Source organism: Pseudalkalibacillus sp. A8 (genome assembly GCF_045920555.1).
Classification (GTDB): Bacteria; Bacillota; Bacilli; order Bacillales; family Fictibacillaceae; genus Pseudalkalibacillus.
Genome location: NZ_CP174509.1, coordinates 204,256 through 219,916, shown reverse-complemented (window position 1 = coordinate 219,916; position 15,661 = coordinate 204,256). Strand labels below are relative to the sequence as shown.

The 15,661-nt window shown below is 40.2% G+C and carries 18 protein-coding genes; 1 reads left to right on the top strand and 17 read right to left on the bottom strand.

The genetic code is table 11. The features are described 5' to 3' along the window. The first annotated feature begins 30 nt into the window (after positions 1-30). A complete protein-coding gene (locus tag ACJROX_RS01225; RefSeq protein WP_408008995.1) occupies positions 31-1,317 on the top strand; it encodes a cell wall-binding repeat-containing protein in 1,287 nt (428 codons plus the stop codon). Positions 1,318-1,335: 18 nt separating this feature from the next. Here the strand turns inward: ACJROX_RS01225 and ACJROX_RS01220 are convergent, their stop codons facing one another. From ACJROX_RS01220 to cudC, 17 genes are all read right to left on the bottom strand, one after another. Next, positions 1,336-1,839, bottom strand: coding sequence for a GyrI-like domain-containing protein (locus ACJROX_RS01220; protein WP_408008994.1), 504 nt, complete (start codon positions 1,837-1,839; stop codon positions 1,336-1,338). A gap of 317 nt (positions 1,840-2,156) precedes the next feature. Continuing rightward, positions 2,157-2,597, bottom strand: coding sequence for a pyridoxamine 5'-phosphate oxidase family protein (locus tag ACJROX_RS01215; RefSeq protein ID WP_408008993.1), 441 nt, complete (start codon positions 2,595-2,597; stop codon positions 2,157-2,159). A gap of 162 nt (positions 2,598-2,759) precedes the next feature. After that, positions 2,760-4,274 (bottom strand): sodium/proline symporter, encoded by a 1,515-nt coding sequence (locus tag ACJROX_RS01210; protein WP_408008992.1) that lies wholly within the window; start codon positions 4,272-4,274, stop codon positions 2,760-2,762. Beyond that, positions 4,271-4,405: a hypothetical protein gene (locus ACJROX_RS01205; protein ID WP_408008990.1), complete on the bottom strand. Its 135-nt coding sequence runs from the start codon at positions 4,403-4,405 to the stop codon at positions 4,271-4,273. The genes ACJROX_RS01210 and ACJROX_RS01205 overlap by 4 nt, the downstream gene beginning before the upstream one ends. 121 nt (positions 4,406-4,526) lie before the next feature. Then, positions 4,527-5,117, bottom strand: a complete 591-nt coding sequence (locus ACJROX_RS01200) for an NAD(P)-binding domain-containing protein (RefSeq protein ID WP_408008989.1) — start codon at positions 5,115-5,117, stop codon at positions 4,527-4,529. Then, the gene (locus tag ACJROX_RS01195; protein ID WP_408008988.1) at positions 5,104-5,358 is read right to left on the bottom strand and encodes a hypothetical protein; all 255 of its coding nucleotides are present in this window, start codon (positions 5,356-5,358) and stop codon (positions 5,104-5,106) included. Before ACJROX_RS01195 ends, ACJROX_RS01200 begins: the two co-directional genes overlap by 14 nt. Before the next feature lie 27 nt (positions 5,359-5,385). Then, complete coding sequence (locus tag ACJROX_RS01190; RefSeq protein ID WP_408008987.1) at positions 5,386-6,177, bottom strand: VOC family protein; 792 nt, start codon at positions 6,175-6,177, stop codon at positions 5,386-5,388. 94 nt (positions 6,178-6,271) lie between these two features. Continuing rightward, complete coding sequence (locus ACJROX_RS01185; RefSeq protein ID WP_408008986.1) at positions 6,272-6,490, bottom strand: hypothetical protein; 219 nt, start codon at positions 6,488-6,490, stop codon at positions 6,272-6,274. Between the two features lie 104 nt (positions 6,491-6,594). Further along, positions 6,595-6,738 (bottom strand): hypothetical protein, encoded by a 144-nt coding sequence (locus tag ACJROX_RS01180; RefSeq protein WP_408008985.1) that lies wholly within the window; start codon positions 6,736-6,738, stop codon positions 6,595-6,597. A gap of 188 nt (positions 6,739-6,926) precedes the next feature. Then, positions 6,927-7,829: a nuclease-related domain-containing protein gene (locus ACJROX_RS01175; protein ID WP_408008984.1), complete on the bottom strand. Its 903-nt coding sequence runs from the start codon at positions 7,827-7,829 to the stop codon at positions 6,927-6,929. 419 nt (positions 7,830-8,248) lie between these two features. Then, positions 8,249-8,536 carry a hypothetical protein gene (locus ACJROX_RS01170; RefSeq protein ID WP_408008983.1) on the bottom strand — a complete coding sequence of 96 codons (288 nt, stop codon included), beginning with the start codon at positions 8,534-8,536 and terminating at the stop codon, positions 8,249-8,251. A 211-nt stretch (positions 8,537-8,747) separates the two neighbouring features. Further along, positions 8,748-8,894 carry a hypothetical protein gene (locus ACJROX_RS01165; protein WP_408008982.1) on the bottom strand — a complete coding sequence of 49 codons (147 nt, stop codon included), beginning with the start codon at positions 8,892-8,894 and terminating at the stop codon, positions 8,748-8,750. Next, positions 8,891-9,238, bottom strand: coding sequence for a hypothetical protein (locus tag ACJROX_RS01160; protein WP_408008980.1), 348 nt, complete (start codon positions 9,236-9,238; stop codon positions 8,891-8,893). Before ACJROX_RS01160 ends, ACJROX_RS01165 begins: the two co-directional genes overlap by 4 nt. A 1,136-nt stretch (positions 9,239-10,374) precedes the next feature. Further along, a complete protein-coding gene (locus tag ACJROX_RS01155) occupies positions 10,375-11,061 on the bottom strand; it encodes a reverse transcriptase domain-containing protein (RefSeq protein ID WP_408011550.1) in 687 nt (228 codons plus the stop codon). Positions 11,062-11,206: 145 nt separating this feature from the next. Then, a complete protein-coding gene (locus ACJROX_RS01150) occupies positions 11,207-12,748 on the bottom strand; it encodes an IS1182 family transposase (protein WP_408008337.1) in 1,542 nt (513 codons plus the stop codon). Positions 12,749-12,788: 40 nt separating this feature from the next. Further along, the gene (locus ACJROX_RS01145) at positions 12,789-13,463 is read right to left on the bottom strand and encodes a reverse transcriptase domain-containing protein (protein ID WP_408008979.1); all 675 of its coding nucleotides are present in this window, start codon (positions 13,461-13,463) and stop codon (positions 12,789-12,791) included. 542 nt (positions 13,464-14,005) lie between these two features. Continuing rightward, positions 14,006-14,566: a choline uptake/conversion transcriptional regulator CudC gene (cudC, locus tag ACJROX_RS01140; protein WP_408008978.1), complete on the bottom strand. Its 561-nt coding sequence runs from the start codon at positions 14,564-14,566 to the stop codon at positions 14,006-14,008. Between the last annotated feature and the right edge of the window lie 1,095 nt (positions 14,567-15,661).

The window sequence follows — 15,661 nt, the reverse complement described above, 5'->3', positions numbered from 1 at the left end:
TTCAAACATACCAGATAATGGAGGTCTGAAATGAAAACATATTGCTTGAAACTACTGTTGATCGGGATGATTATCCTCGTAATTGCAGCCTGTAGTAATGCTAACGACGATCACGGAGGAATGGATCATGAACAAAACAATCAAGGAAACGGCCAACACGATGACCATGATTCCGACAATTCTGAAGAAGAGGATTCGACTGCTTCGGCGGAAAAGGTGACCGCTCCTTCAGCACTCAATGATAAGGCTGAAGAGAATCTGTTTGTTGAGAATACAAAAAACGTAACAAGATTGAATACAACTGATCCATATGAAATGGCGGTCATGACATCTCAGACCGTATGGCCATCGACGCATAAAGATAATCAACCAGGCGCAGTCATCTTAGCGCCTATTGAGGACTGGGCGATTTCCTTGGCGAGCGCCAATCTTATCCATCATCCAAACAATGGTCCCGTCTTATTCATCAATAAAACCCACGTTCCAGAAATAACGAAGAATGAGATCGAACGTTTAGATCCAAAGGGCAATATGGATGGAGTAGAAATCATGGTTATGGGAGGTGTAAATGATTCTGTTATAGACTCCCTTGAGGGATATGAAGTGAAACGGTTCCAAAAAAATGACCCTGCAGCTTTTGCAAGAGAGATCGACCAAGCCTATGCCAAAATGAATGGAGAATATCCAGATACTGTGATTGTAGGTTCTTTAGAAGAAAAAGGAAGGATGTTCACGACCCCTGCGGTCAACTGGATTGCGCATATGCCTGAGCCCCTGCTTTATGTATCCGATAAAGGGGTACCGGAAGCTACGAAACTAGCATTGCAAGAAAGAGATGGAAAAGCGAACATCTACTTGTTAGGCCCTGAATCAATCATCTCCAAAGACACCGAAGAGGCATTGTCTGAATATGGGAAGGTGACAAGGATAAGCGGTGAAACCCCTGTGGAAAGTTCGATCGCTTTCGCTCAGTTCAAAGATAAAGCTACAAAATTCGGGTGGGGACTGACGGATCCTGGACATGGCGTTTCTTTCACTTCAACTGCCAGTCCTGATTTAGCTATTGCCGGCGCTCCTTTCGCCCACTTAGGAAAACACGCTCCTATGATATGGTTGGATGAAGGTGAATTGAATCAGGTGCATTATGATTTTTTCAAAGACATCAAACCGACTTTTAAAGATGATCCTACAAACGGGCCATATAATCATGCTTTCTTGTTAGGTAGTCAGGACGCTGTTTCGTATAAAATTCAAGGAATCATTGATGAAAAGCTGGAAATTGTCCAAGCCGGCGGCGAAGGTCATGGAGGACATTAGAAACGGGAAAACGCCCTATTACGGGCGTTTTCTTCGTCTTACAGGTAAATGAAGGACGAATTCTGAATCGACACCCTTATAAGGCAGGAAAAGTTCAAATCCGAAATTGTCGATTTGTTCATATCCTTCGTTTTTCATCCATTCATGAAGATATGTGTAAGGGTCGAAGGCGTCGGTTGTTGGATCATATCGAAGCACCGCATATTTTTTGGCCGGAATGACTTTCGAAATCATTTCCTCGGGAATGTTGTCGAAGTCACTCACCTCTACTCCAGCTATCCATGTGAATTCTTCCGTATCAGGATCCCAATTTGGGGGGTCGACAAACATACCGTAGGATACAGGTTCATTGATCCGATTTTTAATTCGATGGATGTGATTCTCGTAGAATTCCGCTACCATCGCAGGGATTTTCTCATGCCGATCAGCCATCGTTGTGGAACACGACATACCCACCAATTTAAATTCACCCTTTTCAAAGATATCCGGGGCAATACTCCTTGTTTCCATACGTCCACTCATTTTATCAACTCCTATAAGGAATCAGATTTCTTCGTATAACATTTCTAACACTTCGTCTTATCCCTTTCCAATTCCTTCTAAATGATCGAACGTATTATATCTCTAAAGAAAGATTGTTGATTTTCACGAAATTCACTCCCTTTCCTTGCGGGCTGAAGAAAAGCGGAAGCGACCCACTTAGTCACGCAGGTCACTGGACCCTTGAGGTATAAAGAAAACTTGGCGAAATCAAGCTTTAGCGTATAAAAAATCAACATTAAAGCCAAAAAAGGATAAAATCCTATCGCTATGTAGCCACGATAGGATTCATAAAACGCCTATTTCAATGATTCATAGATTTCTTCGTCCAGCTTTTTCGCTAAATCTGCATCATATGTTTTTTCATATGCAGGTTCGACAGTAATTTTCCCGCCATAAAAGGTTGCATCCTGAACTTCATTGACCTGAATGTAGATCACCCTGTATTTCATCGTTTTTTCGATTACTTCTGATACTGATGCCGTCCCTTTGACAGAATAATAACTACCATCAGCAATGACACCTAAAGTCACATTCTCATTCTGCTCGATGTTTTTCACTGTTGAGGATTTATGGCCTACAGCGATCTTGATCACTTCACCATCCTCATCTGCTCTAACCCATGAAACCGCACTTAAATGAGGTTCTCCCTGTTTATCTAAGGTAATAAGGTTGATGATTTTTTCACCTTGCAGATTATTTACGATCTCTGGTGATAATTTGTCCAGCGTTTTAGACATTTCATATTCCTCCTATACTAAAACTTCTTGCACTTGTAATTCTTTTTCTTTTTCCTTCACAAGCGGAATCACTTTCTTAGAAACTTTACAAACATACTGGTGCCAGGCACCGTTTTAGAGCCCTTGAGCAGTAAGGGTTCATAAAAGTGCGTGGCACCGTCATTAAGAGGCCAGATCTTCGATCGTATCTTTAGCGTTTGCAGGTTTTTTCGTGAACAAGCTTACAACTACAGTTACGATCAATGCCATAAGAAAGCCTGGTACGGCTTCATAGGTGATTCCGAATAGAATCTTAGAAAAGAAAGCTTGGACATCCGGAAGGAACGCATACGTCCATTCTGGCTGCTGTTTGACGAGAATGACCGTCACTAGGCCGACAATCATTCCCCAGAACACACCTTGTTTCGTCGCACCTTTCCAATAGAAAGATAGAAGGAGGGCTGGACCGAAACAAGCGCCTAATCCGCCCCAGGCGAACAAGACCATCCAGAAGACGAACTCCTGTGCCGAGAAAGCCAGCCAAACCGATAACAGCATGAGAACGCCGATAGCTATTCGACTATATAACACTAGTTTCTTATCATCAAGATCTTTTCCTTTACCAATCAAACCATCGTACACGTCACGGATCAGCGAGCTGGACCCGACTAGCAACTGGCTATCTGCACTGGACATGATCGCTGCTAAAATCGCAACGAGCAGTATACCCATAAAGAAAGGATTAAGCAATTCATTTCCCAAAGTAGTAAAAATCGCTTCTTGGTTTTCACCAGGCAGTGAGGAAATATCCGGGAAGTAAGCGCGTCCTGCGAGACCCACCATAATTGCACCCCATCCCATGATCACATTCCAAACCGACCCAATAAGAGCAGCCTGCCTCATTTCCTTTATGTTCTTCAGTGACATGTAACGGACCAGGATGTGGGGATTACCAGGACTTCCGAAGCCAATTCCAATCACATTCATTGCTACACCAAATCCAAAGCTGAATATACCGTAATAAGCTGGGCCCTGTGTGTTCAACACATCTAAGATAGGACCGAAGCCGCCTAACCCGATAATTGCGACAATCGGTAAGACGACCAGGGATAAAAACATGAAACCAGCTTGCAGGACATCTGTCTTACTTACTGCGTGGAATCCTCCAAGCACCGTATAAGCTAATAGAATAGCGGCTGTGAACCACATGCCTCCAGTTGTTGAAAGACCGAGGCTTGAAGAAAATGCTGTTCCCCCAGCAACCACCTGACTCCCTACATAAGCGATCATGAAGAACGTGATGATCAATGCACTTGTTACACGGAGAAGATTCGTTTTATCCTGATACCGTTTTTCAAGGATATCCGGTATTGTGATGCTATCTGTACTTTCACTATATTTTCGAAAGCGGCGAGCAACGAAAAAGAACATGAACACCTCGACGGTAATGAACCCGGCTAACGCCCAAACAGCTAACAATCCACTAGCATATGCTGTCCCTGTCACACCTAAGACCAGCCAGCCGCTTCGTCCTGAACTGACAGCACTTAAGGCAACCGTCCATTTTCCTAAACCACGCCCAGCCAGGAAAAAATCAGTCAACCCGCCAGAACTCTTTTTCGAGCTCTTGACCCCAATGGCCAATAATAAGAAGAGATAAATAATGATCACTGAAACTGTCATTGGATGGGCGTTCATTTAGAAATCCCCTCCTTACGTTCGACTTCGATTTTCTGATCTTTCTTTCCTAAGACCACATAACAAACAACAGCTGTGAGAATAATTCCTGCAGGCACACCAATCAAACCCATGAAGATTTCAAAATTCATTTCTTCACCTCATATCCTATATTTATTATTGTTGATTGCGGACACTTTCTTCATAAATGAGCTTTGCAGTGATTAAATCGAATAATGCCATGCCTACTGATTTGAATAGTGTATAAGGGGCTTACTCCCGCTTCCCCTCAATCATGTCTTCCAGGGTGTAAAATAGAGCGTTCTCTCTTGGAGCTCCATTACCTTGATCGTCTCCAGATTCCGTCAATGCAGTTGACGTATCGACATAAATTGGTTTTGTAAATTGTAAAAGTTTTTCAGGCAGTTCTTGCATTGCTGGTTTGTAAGAGCCTGCCGCTACAATATGCTTACCTTCCCAGGCTTCAGTCTCCAAATCGGGAAGCACCGGGCTTGTCGACGTTGTCGTCGTCACAATGATATCCGATGTTTCTACTAAGTTTTCAACGTCTGCACCCTCTACGGATATATCAGGGTATTCAACATGGATCCTTTCTTTAAAAGTCTGCAACTTTTCAGGACTCCGATTATGTAAAAATACCTTTTTAAAACCCCGGACAGCAATAGATGCTTGCAGGTGGCTCCAGCCTTGGATTCCAGTTCCCACTATTCCGACCCGATCAGCAGATTCCTTCGCTAGATATTTCATGCTTAATCCGCCTATCGCACCGGTTCTAAGAGCTGTGACAGCTTTTCCATCCATAAACGCCACCGGTTCAAGTGTCTTGCGGTCATGGAGGATCATCGTACCGTGGATCGTATCTTTGTTGATTTCTTTGTTCCTCGGAGCTTACTCCGACAAGTTTGATCGCATAATAATCTGGATCAAAAGCTGGCATAATTAAAACCGTGTTATCTTGATCGTCTAGATGGATTCGATCTCGTAACATGACTTCAGGTTTTTCTTGAAAGTACCGATCCAGCTCATGAATCAAGGATCCCATTGAAACGAGTTTCCGGATCTCTTTTTCATCGAAATAGTTCATTGAAGCCTCCTTTTCAAACGATTTGGTCTATTTCATCAAAAAGTATGTTCCTCCATTAACCTTCTCTATCCGGGCATCTTCACAGCCTTCTATCCCGCAAACAACCGGGCTAAACGCTTCATCCCCAAAACTGGATTCTCCTTTTTTATAAAAGCGTAAGTTGAAATTTTCACGAATAGGAAGTTCGATAAAAGATCCAAATTCATCTTTCCGAGCTTGTACCGCGGCTGGGTTTTTGGACAATATTGATGCATACTGATGGAAAGCCTTTTTTTCATCAGTAACATTAAAACCGATAAAGGAAATCGATGGTGTTCCCAAAGGATGTTTCATCATGTCAGCCATTTCTCTTTCACGGTTTTCATCGGTGTTTCCCCATTGAATGAAAAACGGATAACGCAATGGCATGTCCCCTTTTTCCTTAATAAAAAGCATCGACCATTGTAAAAGGGATCCATCTTCTTTTCTGCGCTGGCCATCAACCGGTCCGATAACTTCAATGCCTTGTTCCTTCAACCACTCGGCTAATGATGAATTGTCATTGGTCCGGAGTGCTATATTGGAAAATCCCTCTTCGAAAGTGGAGTCCTTTACGATTTGTTGGATCAAAACATTTTCAGATTCCTTAGCCGCTTGATAATCTTCAATTCCGATCCACTCGATATACCTTAAACCCGGAAAAAAACTTAAACAATTATGCGTTCCCCAATTGGGATGGCGTCCACCTGCAAAGGTATTGAACCCTAGTGCCCTAAACTTGTGCATTACCTTATTAGGTCGATTTGTAAAATGGACAAGATGATCAAATCCTAAAATCATATTTAACACCTCCCTTTTCGTTTATTAGACATATTTTTCGAAATATATGATTTGGTTCGGTTCCAATCGAAAGAAACCTCCCTTAATTTTAAAATTACATCAAGGAGGTAGCTGAAAAGAAGCTTTTAAAATACAGTGCTCTTGATTTATGGAAATATTGTAATTCCGCATATTTGTAGTACATGGTTGAATTATTCGCATAAGCCATCTTATGACGTTCATAATGTTCAGCTAACGCTGCATGCCGCAAGAAACTTTGCTGGGCCTCTTGAACTGAATTAGGCTGTTGAACTTGCATTTTCCGAAGACCCATATTCCACCCTCCCTGTCACCTATTGCTTCAGTTTATGTTAAACAGGTTTGTCTCGAACCAGACGATTTTCAGAAAAAAAGAAGCGAACATGTTGTCGCTTCTTCTTAACGTGGATTCAAAAAGGTCTGTTTATATTCAGGTTTTCTAGGCGCATATTTTCGCTTTCTAAGTATTTTGCTTGGATTTTTTGGATGGGATGGATAAGTTTTTTTGTTGGTTTTTTTGTCCAACGGTCTTAAAACTTGCATAATACCCCTCCTTACCTAATATGGTAATTGTCCTATACCCTTTTTCAATTCTTTTTAAACACCTTTTTTCGACTTTTTTATAAATTTCTGTTAGTTCTTCTTCATTGTTACGAAATTCACTTTTGTTAAAAAGTTGCTATAAGAATCACCAACAAGATTCAATAGATTTTTACATAAAACTATTAGAATCAAGTCGTAATATGGATGTTTTCAATGAAATTCTTAATTTCTTCTATTTCAGCTATTGAGTAAAGATCCTCCGTATTTTCTAATTCCTCGACAAAGAAGTCGTAGAGTGTATCCAGTTTGTCAAAGACAGGTAGAATCTCCTTTTGGGAATAATTTATCAATTTATTGTTGCCATGGTTTACATACAAAATCGGTGTTATCCGTGCTTCACCAACATGGGCTTCAAGTAATTCCTTTATCGACCTGGCCCCGGTCATGACCCGTCTTGTTGAATCTGTAATCGTCCTGACTTTCAATTCATTTGGATTTCCGTCATTATGCGTATAGACGATTGTTTTTTCAGTTTCTTGTTCATAAGGAGCAAAAAAATTATCATGGATGAACGGAAACTCTTTCGCTTTCTCTTTTGATATTCCAAAAAGGACATTCCCTTGCCAGTATTTTGTGCCGATTACATATATCCCTGTATTCATGACAACCAGGTGGTCGATTTTTGCTGAATGGATTTGTCCTTCCTCTGTTTTATATGGAACAAAAATATTAGGCAGGATCAACATTTGCAAAGGTTTGATCGTTCCTTGGAAGACTAATTTTTTCTTTATTTCAGTTAATCGTATATGCGTACTTATTTCACTCTCATTTCTAGAAAACTTTTCAATGCTTTGGATGTATTCCTTATATTCATCAATTTTCGTCTCATAACCACCCTTGACCTTTTCAACCTCTTCTTCCTTCTGTTGCTGAAGATTGTTTTCCATTTCAGCAATACTGGCTGTTGCCTTCATCTGATATTCTTCAATCATTTGATCATAATCTTTATGTTTTTTCTTTACAAAAAATAATAATCCAATTACGACACAAATCAATACGAGTATGATGGCAATAAAGAAAATCGTTTCCATAAAAACCACTCCATTATTCCTTTATTTTACTTCATGTTTAGTTACGAAATTCACTCCCTTTCCGCTGGCGAATCGCAAGCCTCCTCACTTGCACATGGATGCATTTCATCCTTGTAGTTTTGCGCCGAGTAACCGCAGGCGCAGGACGTACTTGTACAGGATGTACTGACTTCGACGTTCACCACAGGACGTGGTGGTATTTAGTCGAAGTTCATTATTTTAGTCGAAGTTCCTTAAATCGCTGTGGGTTCTCGCCAGCTTTTCCCGCAGGAGTGTCGTGAATTTCGCCTTAAAGCATTAACTTTAATAACCCTTTCTTCATAGACTTCGAGGAAACCTATGCAGTTAGGTTCGTATTGTTTTAATTCATAAGTATTCAACTTAAAAAAGCCCCAACATAGAAAAAGAGCGTTGAGGCTTCATACTTTATCAAAATGGATGAGGACAGACAAAATGACGAATCCTAAGACGATTTTCAATGCACCATAAATCGGAAAGTAAATTTTAATACAGTAATCGGGGACTGAAAATACTGAATTCGCCACAATGTTCTTTTTGATGCTTTCTATATTACAATCTTCATCTAAGCTTCTCGCCCGAAGCTGGAATTTTTCTTTCCACCTATGTAGCCAATACGGCAGATAATAAGGTGCTGCAAGAAGTAGAGTACCCATCAACCAGTAATAAAGAACCAAAACTAAGAACATATCATCACCATACACTATAAGTTCTTTATAGTGTATACAAATAAATCAAATGTATGTGTGAGCTTTTTTTAATCTCAGTTTTCACTAATTAATATTAAGACTTTCTATTATGTTTTTTATCTTCTCTAATTCAAATTCAGAATTGCCATCTTCTAATTGCTTCAAAAAGAATGTATAGAGGGTATGTCGACCATCAACCACATAAGGCGTTTCAGATTGGGAACAAGATGATTTTCAAGCAATTGTCTGATTGCATTAACTCCTTCCATAACTTGTTTACCGGATCATCGATAGGGATAAGTTTCAATCCATTTGTATTTTCTTCTTTTTTCTTTATTACAATTGTTTTTTCAGTCACATCTTCCTCCGAATGGAAAGAGATGTTGGGATAGTCAAGGATTTTTTTCGTTTTTGAAAAAAATCAAGTCTTTTAAAGCGATTATTGGAAACAGCATGAACAATTTCAAAGGGGTTTTGTAAGGTAGTTATAACACACTGTTCTATTAAATGACACATATCTTCGGGACTGATATAAGCACTCATATCTCTTGCTGTCAAATCTGAACCTACTTGAGAAACTTCATCGAAAGCCCCAATTCTGATCGCGATACTAGGCAGATTTACTTGATAATCAAAATAAGAAGCAAGTGCTTCTCTAAAAGATTTGCCCATACCATATAAATTTTTTGGGCGAACAGGCATATCCGTTCTCCAAAACATTTTTTATTTCGGAATGCCCCCTCGTATATTATTATTAACCAGATTTTTTCTGGGTCGGGATCATGTCCCACGCGCCCTAACGCCCTACCCCGACTACCTAAAGAATAACCCATAAAAAATAGGCTAACCAGATGAACTGAACTGGTTAACCTTATAATACGAGTCGAGTAGAATGGAGCCTCTCTACCTTACGGTAAATTGAACTCCATCCCCTCCCAGAACCGTGCTTGCGCTATTGTCTGGATAGAATTCAGGCGCGCACACTAATTAAAGCTACGTTTCCTGAAGCCCCCCTGCGATCCCGGACGGTCGGATTTCCCGAGTCCGGTTCTGACCTTGGATATATAATAAATGAGCCTTCCCTTATTATCCTAGGATTAAATGGCGACACCCATGTTCCCCAATCAATAACAAGGTTTACTACATAATTAGCCATATTCGGGACAAATAACTGTTATTCTTAAGGCTCTGTGTCCTATTTCACATCCCATGGCATCCAAGTGCCCAGAGGTCCTTTGCTCAACTTTGGTGTTACCATTGTTGAAATATGTTTCTACATATTTAGAAAAGCATTACCTTTTCCTCTTAGCTACTACGACCTCATCCGTCAGTCCTAAATCCTCCTGTCAATTTCGGTGGTACCTTATATAACGGGTCTTTGCTGGTTGTTGTCGTCCCAGCTGGAAGTAGGACCTTCCCGTCGTTATCTCTGAAAATCTTTCCCTAGATGCTAGAGCCCATATCCCGGCTTCCCCTATAGTGCTTATAACCGTTTCTTCCTATAGGGCTTCGGCCTTCCCCAATGCATCAACAGGTCGGCGAATCGCAACATTCCCTTCAACAGCTTCTGAAGGGGGAGCCATTTCGAGACTGCAGTATTCGTTAAATCCTTCTGGCCTCTAGGTTTGCTTGCCGTACTGACTGTTCCTACCTTATATTCTCTGAGTAATATAGGCAGCTACGGCTTTTACGTCCGAGCAGAACGTGATTTGTTACCTCCTCACGCATCGGATATGCTAGTTGTCTGAATCGGTCAATTGACAACAGGAGGCTTTCACTCCATAAGATTTTCAGCCTTGACGGCTGCTCCAACGCACACGGCTCCTCCTAGTTATCGTTTACAGAATGTAGGTAATCTCTTTCCTTAAATCATATATATTCACTTTAATTCTTGGTGATGGCAGTGGATATTTATCAAGAAATAGGCTGAATTTATCCCATATAAAGGATTTCCTTTGACTTCTTCTATTGAGCCATTTAAACAGTAAGTTCTCGATTTTGTCTTTGAAGTTGCTAACATTTAGGATATTATCAGTGATGCAATAATAGTTGTAGTAACCTATAAGCGAGCGTCTACATCTATCCATGATCATATGAATATCTTTGTTCCTATTCTTCTTCAACCATTCTTTAGACTCTTTTAATTTACCTTGGACTTTCTTCCGACTGGATTTCCGTTTCACCCTAAATTTCCCTTGTTTACTTTTACTGCAATAGTGAGTAAAACCTAGAAAATCAAAGGTTGCTGGTTTACTATTCCCCTTTTGCTTTGCACTTTTCTCCGCAAACCGTCCGAAGGGAATAATTTTGGTTTTATCCTCGGCTATTTCCAAGTAAAATTTCTTTAATCTAAACTTTAATGATCGAAAGAATTCCTGGGCATCGCTCTGATATTGAAAACAGCACACAAAATCATCTGCATATCTTACTAAATATGCCTGTCCCTTACATTGCTTCTTGACCCTTTTCTCAAACCATAAATCAAGGACATAATGGAGATACACATTGGCTAATACCGGAGATATTACTCCACCTTGGAGACCTCCGAAAAAACGGAGTAAAAAAATAGGATTTTACATAAAATGGATGACGTGAAGCTCATAGGGCTTGAATGTTGGTTCAGTTGAGCGTTTTCAAGGCAAACATTCCTTTGCTTTCGATCTTTTTTGTTTATGAAGTGGTCAAACAGGCAGACTTCTCCCGTGATTGTTTTTGTCCAATGAGTTTACTCATCCTTTTTATGTTTGAGGCGATTGTGCTCATCAGTGAATGAATCCCGGTTCTTTCTGTACCGCGATACCGGCTACGCCGTAATCCATGATTTTTTACCTTGTCTGCATGGCGGCGTTCAATCAACCACCGATTTTGCCTTGCTTCTTTATATTGATCAGTCCGGTAGTGTTCTCGTCCTCTTTTCAAATCAAAAAAGTATTCACTGATAAATACATTTCGCACGCTTTTACTCTTTGTACATTGAGAACGCAATGGACAATCTCGGCACTGGGTTTTTGTGAATGTAAATTCGTATCCTTTTCTATTATCTCTCTTTTTTGTACGGTCTCTATACTTGGTACTGACTATTCCGTTTGGACAGGTTACCTGCATTTTATCTACATCAAATTCAAAGTCTTCGGGGCTAAATAGACCAGAATTATGTTGTTTCGTTTTCATCCAACTAATGTGAGCCTGGACATTGTTTTCGTGTAAAAACCGGAGGTTTTTTCCAAACCAATACCCTTTATCTGCAGATAACTCGGCAGGCAGCACATGATGTTTTTCTTGAAATTGGGTAACCAAGTCAACGAGCTGATCTCCATCTTCTGCATTGGCCGGGGTGACTTTCACCGCGGTGATAATTTCACTTTCTTCATCAATCATAATATGATCTTTGTACCCTTGTATTTTGCGCATATCGGATTTATGCCCGGTTCTCGCTTCTGGATCAACAACACTTATTATGCGATCTTTCGCCGTATCCTTACGATCTGAAATGATTTTTTTTAACATCGTAATAGCCGACGAATCTTGACTATCTGATGTTAGTAAGGGGTCTGCAAATTCCACAAGCTCTGTGGCAAGCTCTAAAACGTGAGGTAATTTTTCATCACGGGTTTTTCCTTTCAACTCTTCCCAAAGCTGTTTATAACGCTGTTGAAAATCGCTGGCTTTTGATTCATCGGTCATTTTTACTTCGCTAATTACTTTTTCCAAAGCTTGACGAACTAAAGTAAGCCATGTCGGAATGGCTACATCTGCAATAATATGGGTGGAATCAACGATAGCTCGTTTCGGTTGGGCTTCAATTAGACCCTGTTCAATACATTGGTCTACAAGACATTGAAAGATTTCATTGAACTTATCAAGTCCTACACGGTTTACACGAAAATAACTGATTGTCGTATCATCTGGTAATTCATCATCAAGGTTTAGCCCGAGAAACCAACGGTAAGCTAAATTGACACGAATGTGTTCAATAACTTGAGGGTCGGAGAGATTATATAGATACTCTAAAAGACAAATTTTAAACATAAATTCAGGCTCTTCTGCCGGCCTTCCACGATTATCAGAATATCGCTCCAAAAGCATTTCACGAATGAAAGAAAGATCCACTGTTTCATCGATTTGGCGTAATAAATGATCTTGCGGAACGGTTTTGTCATAATAATACTGGTCGAATGCTGAAAGTTGTTTAGAATTCGCCTTTCTAAGCACTGAAATCCCCCCTGAAAACTCCTTATAATATTATTATATACTACCGGGGGGTATTTTTGGGATCTTTTTTCGGAGGTCTGCCTTGCGGTGTGCCATTATCTGCTTTATATTTCTTCCCATCCTCCATGTATCCACCTTTAAGAAACCTACCCATTATTCTTAGTAGGTTGGGGTCAGTAATTCGCAGTTTTAAGAACTCCATCATCCATTTGTGGTCAACATTGTCAAAGAATCCTTTAATATCGACATCTACTACATAGTTTACTGACCTCTTTTCAATATAGAAGTTCAGTATTTTCAAAGCATCATGGCAACTACGGTTTGGGCGAAACCCAAAGGAACAGTCTAGAAAGTCATTTTCATAGATGGTATTCAGTATCTTCGTAATGCCTTTTTGAACAATCTTGTCCTCATGTTCCGGAATTCCTAGTGGTCTTTTCTTGTGTGAATTGAGCTTAGGAATATACATTCTTCTTACTGGAACAGGTCGATAGCTTTTACTTTTAAGCCTACTTACTAACTCCTCTATGTTTTCTTCTAAGTTTTCACTGTATTGCTCTTTAGTTGTGCCGTTAATCCCGGTTGCTTTCCTATTGGGTAGTTCATGATGACATTGAGCTAGTGCTAACTTATTTAGTAAATGTGCAAGAGATGTAAATTTCATTTTAGGATCAGACTTTGCTAATTCTGCTATCCTTAATAGTTTTGTTTCCATTTAGTATACCTACCTCTGTGTGTAGTAAATGTGTCCCTAGTAAGGGTGATAACTAGGTAGCAGCCTTTCCTCCATCGGCATTACCCAACTTCATCGGTACTACGCTGCTATCCGACTCCCTACATCGGCATTTGGTTTCCTTGCTTTTTATCGCTTGTACACCATACTCTTCTAAAAAAAGAAAAGACCGGTAGGGTCTCCCGAGTTGCCGTATCATATCAATGTATAACGTGCCAAGGTCTATGACTCCAGAGAGGCTTTACCCTTCTTGCCTTTATCGAAGGGTAAAATGTAGCTTTCTGCAGCGCATAAAGCATCAGCCCTCTCGATTTACAATCATTATGGAGCTCAATCCCTTCAACCAGTTGGCTTTCGGCCCGCTACCTCACTGTCCACGCTTAAAGACTAAAGTTACCTTTAGTCCTCCAAGACTCGCTACGAGCGAATGGCTAGTTCTTACTCGACGGGAATCCCACCCGTTATATGATACGACCTTGCTCGGCCGCACATGCGCCCTATTCCGAAAATTTCTCTACTTGAAATTATGCCTTTGAATTGTCCACTGGTAAAAAGTCAAAAATTTCACCAGAATCGATTGAATCCGCAAGTTGTTGAAGCCAGTAACAGTATTTCTTGTACTCCTCTAACTGTTCAAAGTCTTGCCTAGCCCTTTCCTTTAAACTTTCTTCGTTTTTTTCATCTTCTATGACTTCTTGAAGTAGATATTCTGCCTGTTTAATGGCGAAAAGGTTTAACTCGGCTTCCCTTTTCCATTTACTTCCGAAAAATTGGCCGAAATATTTGAAAAAGTTTTTCTCAGCCACGAAATGGTCCTTCCTTGAGCCTTTTTGCCATATTTTCCGGACAATGTTGATGTCCTGTAAATTGCGGACCGCTGTGCTCATACTAGGTTTAGTCATGCCAAGCTCGTCTTTCATTTCATCAAGGGTCATCGGATGCTGTTTAAAGTACATTGTGGCATAAAGTCGACCAATTGACGGGGTTATACCGTACAAATCCATCGTTTCGGCAATGGCATTAATGACTTCTTTCTCGGCATGGTTAATTTTTGATTCAGCGGACGGTTGTCCGTTTTCGTCCATGGTCCTCTCTCCTTCTGCTTCTCTTTATGTGGTGCAGATTTCTTGTCAATACTATAGATACCTAAAATCCAACGTATGGTCTTCTAATGTTTCCCTCTCAAACAATAGTAGGTATTTGCCCTCAACTTCATACAATGTTGTAATTTATGTGATATGAAGAAATGATTCTTGATGCACTACGAATGTTCTTCATATTCTTCTTCCATACCTTGTTTAACCTGGAGCATAACAGTTTCTAACATCATAAAATACCCCCATTTTTTAAGTATATCATTACACTTTCTATTTTACTTTTCTAAAACTTAATTTCCGTTAGCAAATGAGGCCTTACTCATACAGATAGGTAAGGGTTTGAAGTTATCGCTCCCTTTTCCCCCTGTTCACACCGTATAGGAAACTTTCGAATCATACGGCGTTCCAACTAATCCAATTCAATTTAACCATAACACTTTTGAGATCGAGACTATCTCCCTGTGTTTCAATTCTTCCGTTTCAATAAGTCGGTGCCTCCCTTGGGAGGTGACCCTCTTTTAGTCTTACGAGAACCTTATTAACCGATAAAGATTTGCCCTACATGATTAAATGATTCTTCATTAGGTCTAGTGGCTATCCCTCCATGTTGATTAGACACTTCATTGGTACTGTGCCACCACTTTCACTGATACAAAGATAAGTTATACAATAGCTATTTCCACTATTGGTTTCCTTGTCACCGTTTCTTAGGGAGTAAGCCCTCCACGTTATCAGCTTACAACGTTGAATTATATCTATTATGGAATAAACTTAGGTGCCTCCTGTAGACCTGTTAGCCATTCATATGCCTGTAACATATCATGGATTTTCATAATTGTTATTCTTACTCATCCACAGCTAACCTCACATTAGGTGATATACACATTTCTATGTATTGCCAGTTTAAACCCGTACATTCGGAAGTTCGTCAGGTTAACCTTTTACTTTAGGTTCTTTTGCATTCTCACCCTATTCATTCAACTCAAGCATCATGATTTACACCACCCCTGCGGGTAGGCTTTCGTCAGCCGAACCTGTTTCGGTAAATTCTTACACCTTTTTGCCGAGCTTATAACACTTTCA

Bases quoted from the DNA above. Each gene is read 5' to 3' on its own strand.
- ACJROX_RS01200 (WP_408008989.1), bottom strand. From the start codon at position 5,117: ATGATCCTCCATGACCGCAAGACACTTGAACCGGTGGCGTTTATGGAT.
- ACJROX_RS01195 (WP_408008988.1), bottom strand. From the start codon at position 5,358: ATGAACTATTTCGATGAAAAAGAGATCCGGAAACTCGTTTCAATGGGA.
- cudC (WP_408008978.1), bottom strand. From the start codon at position 14,566: ATGGACGAAAACGGACAACCGTCCGCTGAATCAAAAATTAACCATGCC.
- ACJROX_RS01175 (WP_408008984.1), bottom strand. From the start codon at position 7,829: ATGGAAACGATTTTCTTTATTGCCATCATACTCGTATTGATTTGTGTC.
- ACJROX_RS01185 (WP_408008986.1), bottom strand. From the start codon at position 6,490: ATGGGTCTTCGGAAAATGCAAGTTCAACAGCCTAATTCAGTTCAAGAG.
- ACJROX_RS01205 (WP_408008990.1), bottom strand. From the start codon at position 4,405: ATGAATTTTGAAATCTTCATGGGTTTGATTGGTGTGCCTGCAGGAATT.
- ACJROX_RS01170 (WP_408008983.1), bottom strand. From the start codon at position 8,536: ATGTTCTTAGTTTTGGTTCTTTATTACTGGTTGATGGGTACTCTACTT.
- ACJROX_RS01160 (WP_408008980.1), bottom strand. From the start codon at position 9,238: ATGCCTGTTCGCCCAAAAAATTTATATGGTATGGGCAAATCTTTTAGA.
- ACJROX_RS01145 (WP_408008979.1), bottom strand. From the start codon at position 13,463: ATGGAAACAAAACTATTAAGGATAGCAGAATTAGCAAAGTCTGATCCT.
- ACJROX_RS01220 (WP_408008994.1), bottom strand. From the start codon at position 1,839: ATGAGTGGACGTATGGAAACAAGGAGTATTGCCCCGGATATCTTTGAA.
- ACJROX_RS01180 (WP_408008985.1), bottom strand. From the start codon at position 6,738: ATGCAAGTTTTAAGACCGTTGGACAAAAAAACCAACAAAAAAACTTAT.
- ACJROX_RS01190 (WP_408008987.1), bottom strand. From the start codon at position 6,177: ATGATTTTAGGATTTGATCATCTTGTCCATTTTACAAATCGACCTAAT.
- ACJROX_RS01215 (WP_408008993.1), bottom strand. From the start codon at position 2,597: ATGTCTAAAACGCTGGACAAATTATCACCAGAGATCGTAAATAATCTG.
- ACJROX_RS01225 (WP_408008995.1), top strand. From the start codon at position 31: ATGAAAACATATTGCTTGAAACTACTGTTGATCGGGATGATTATCCTC.
- ACJROX_RS01210 (WP_408008992.1), bottom strand. From the start codon at position 4,274: ATGAACGCCCATCCAATGACAGTTTCAGTGATCATTATTTATCTCTTC.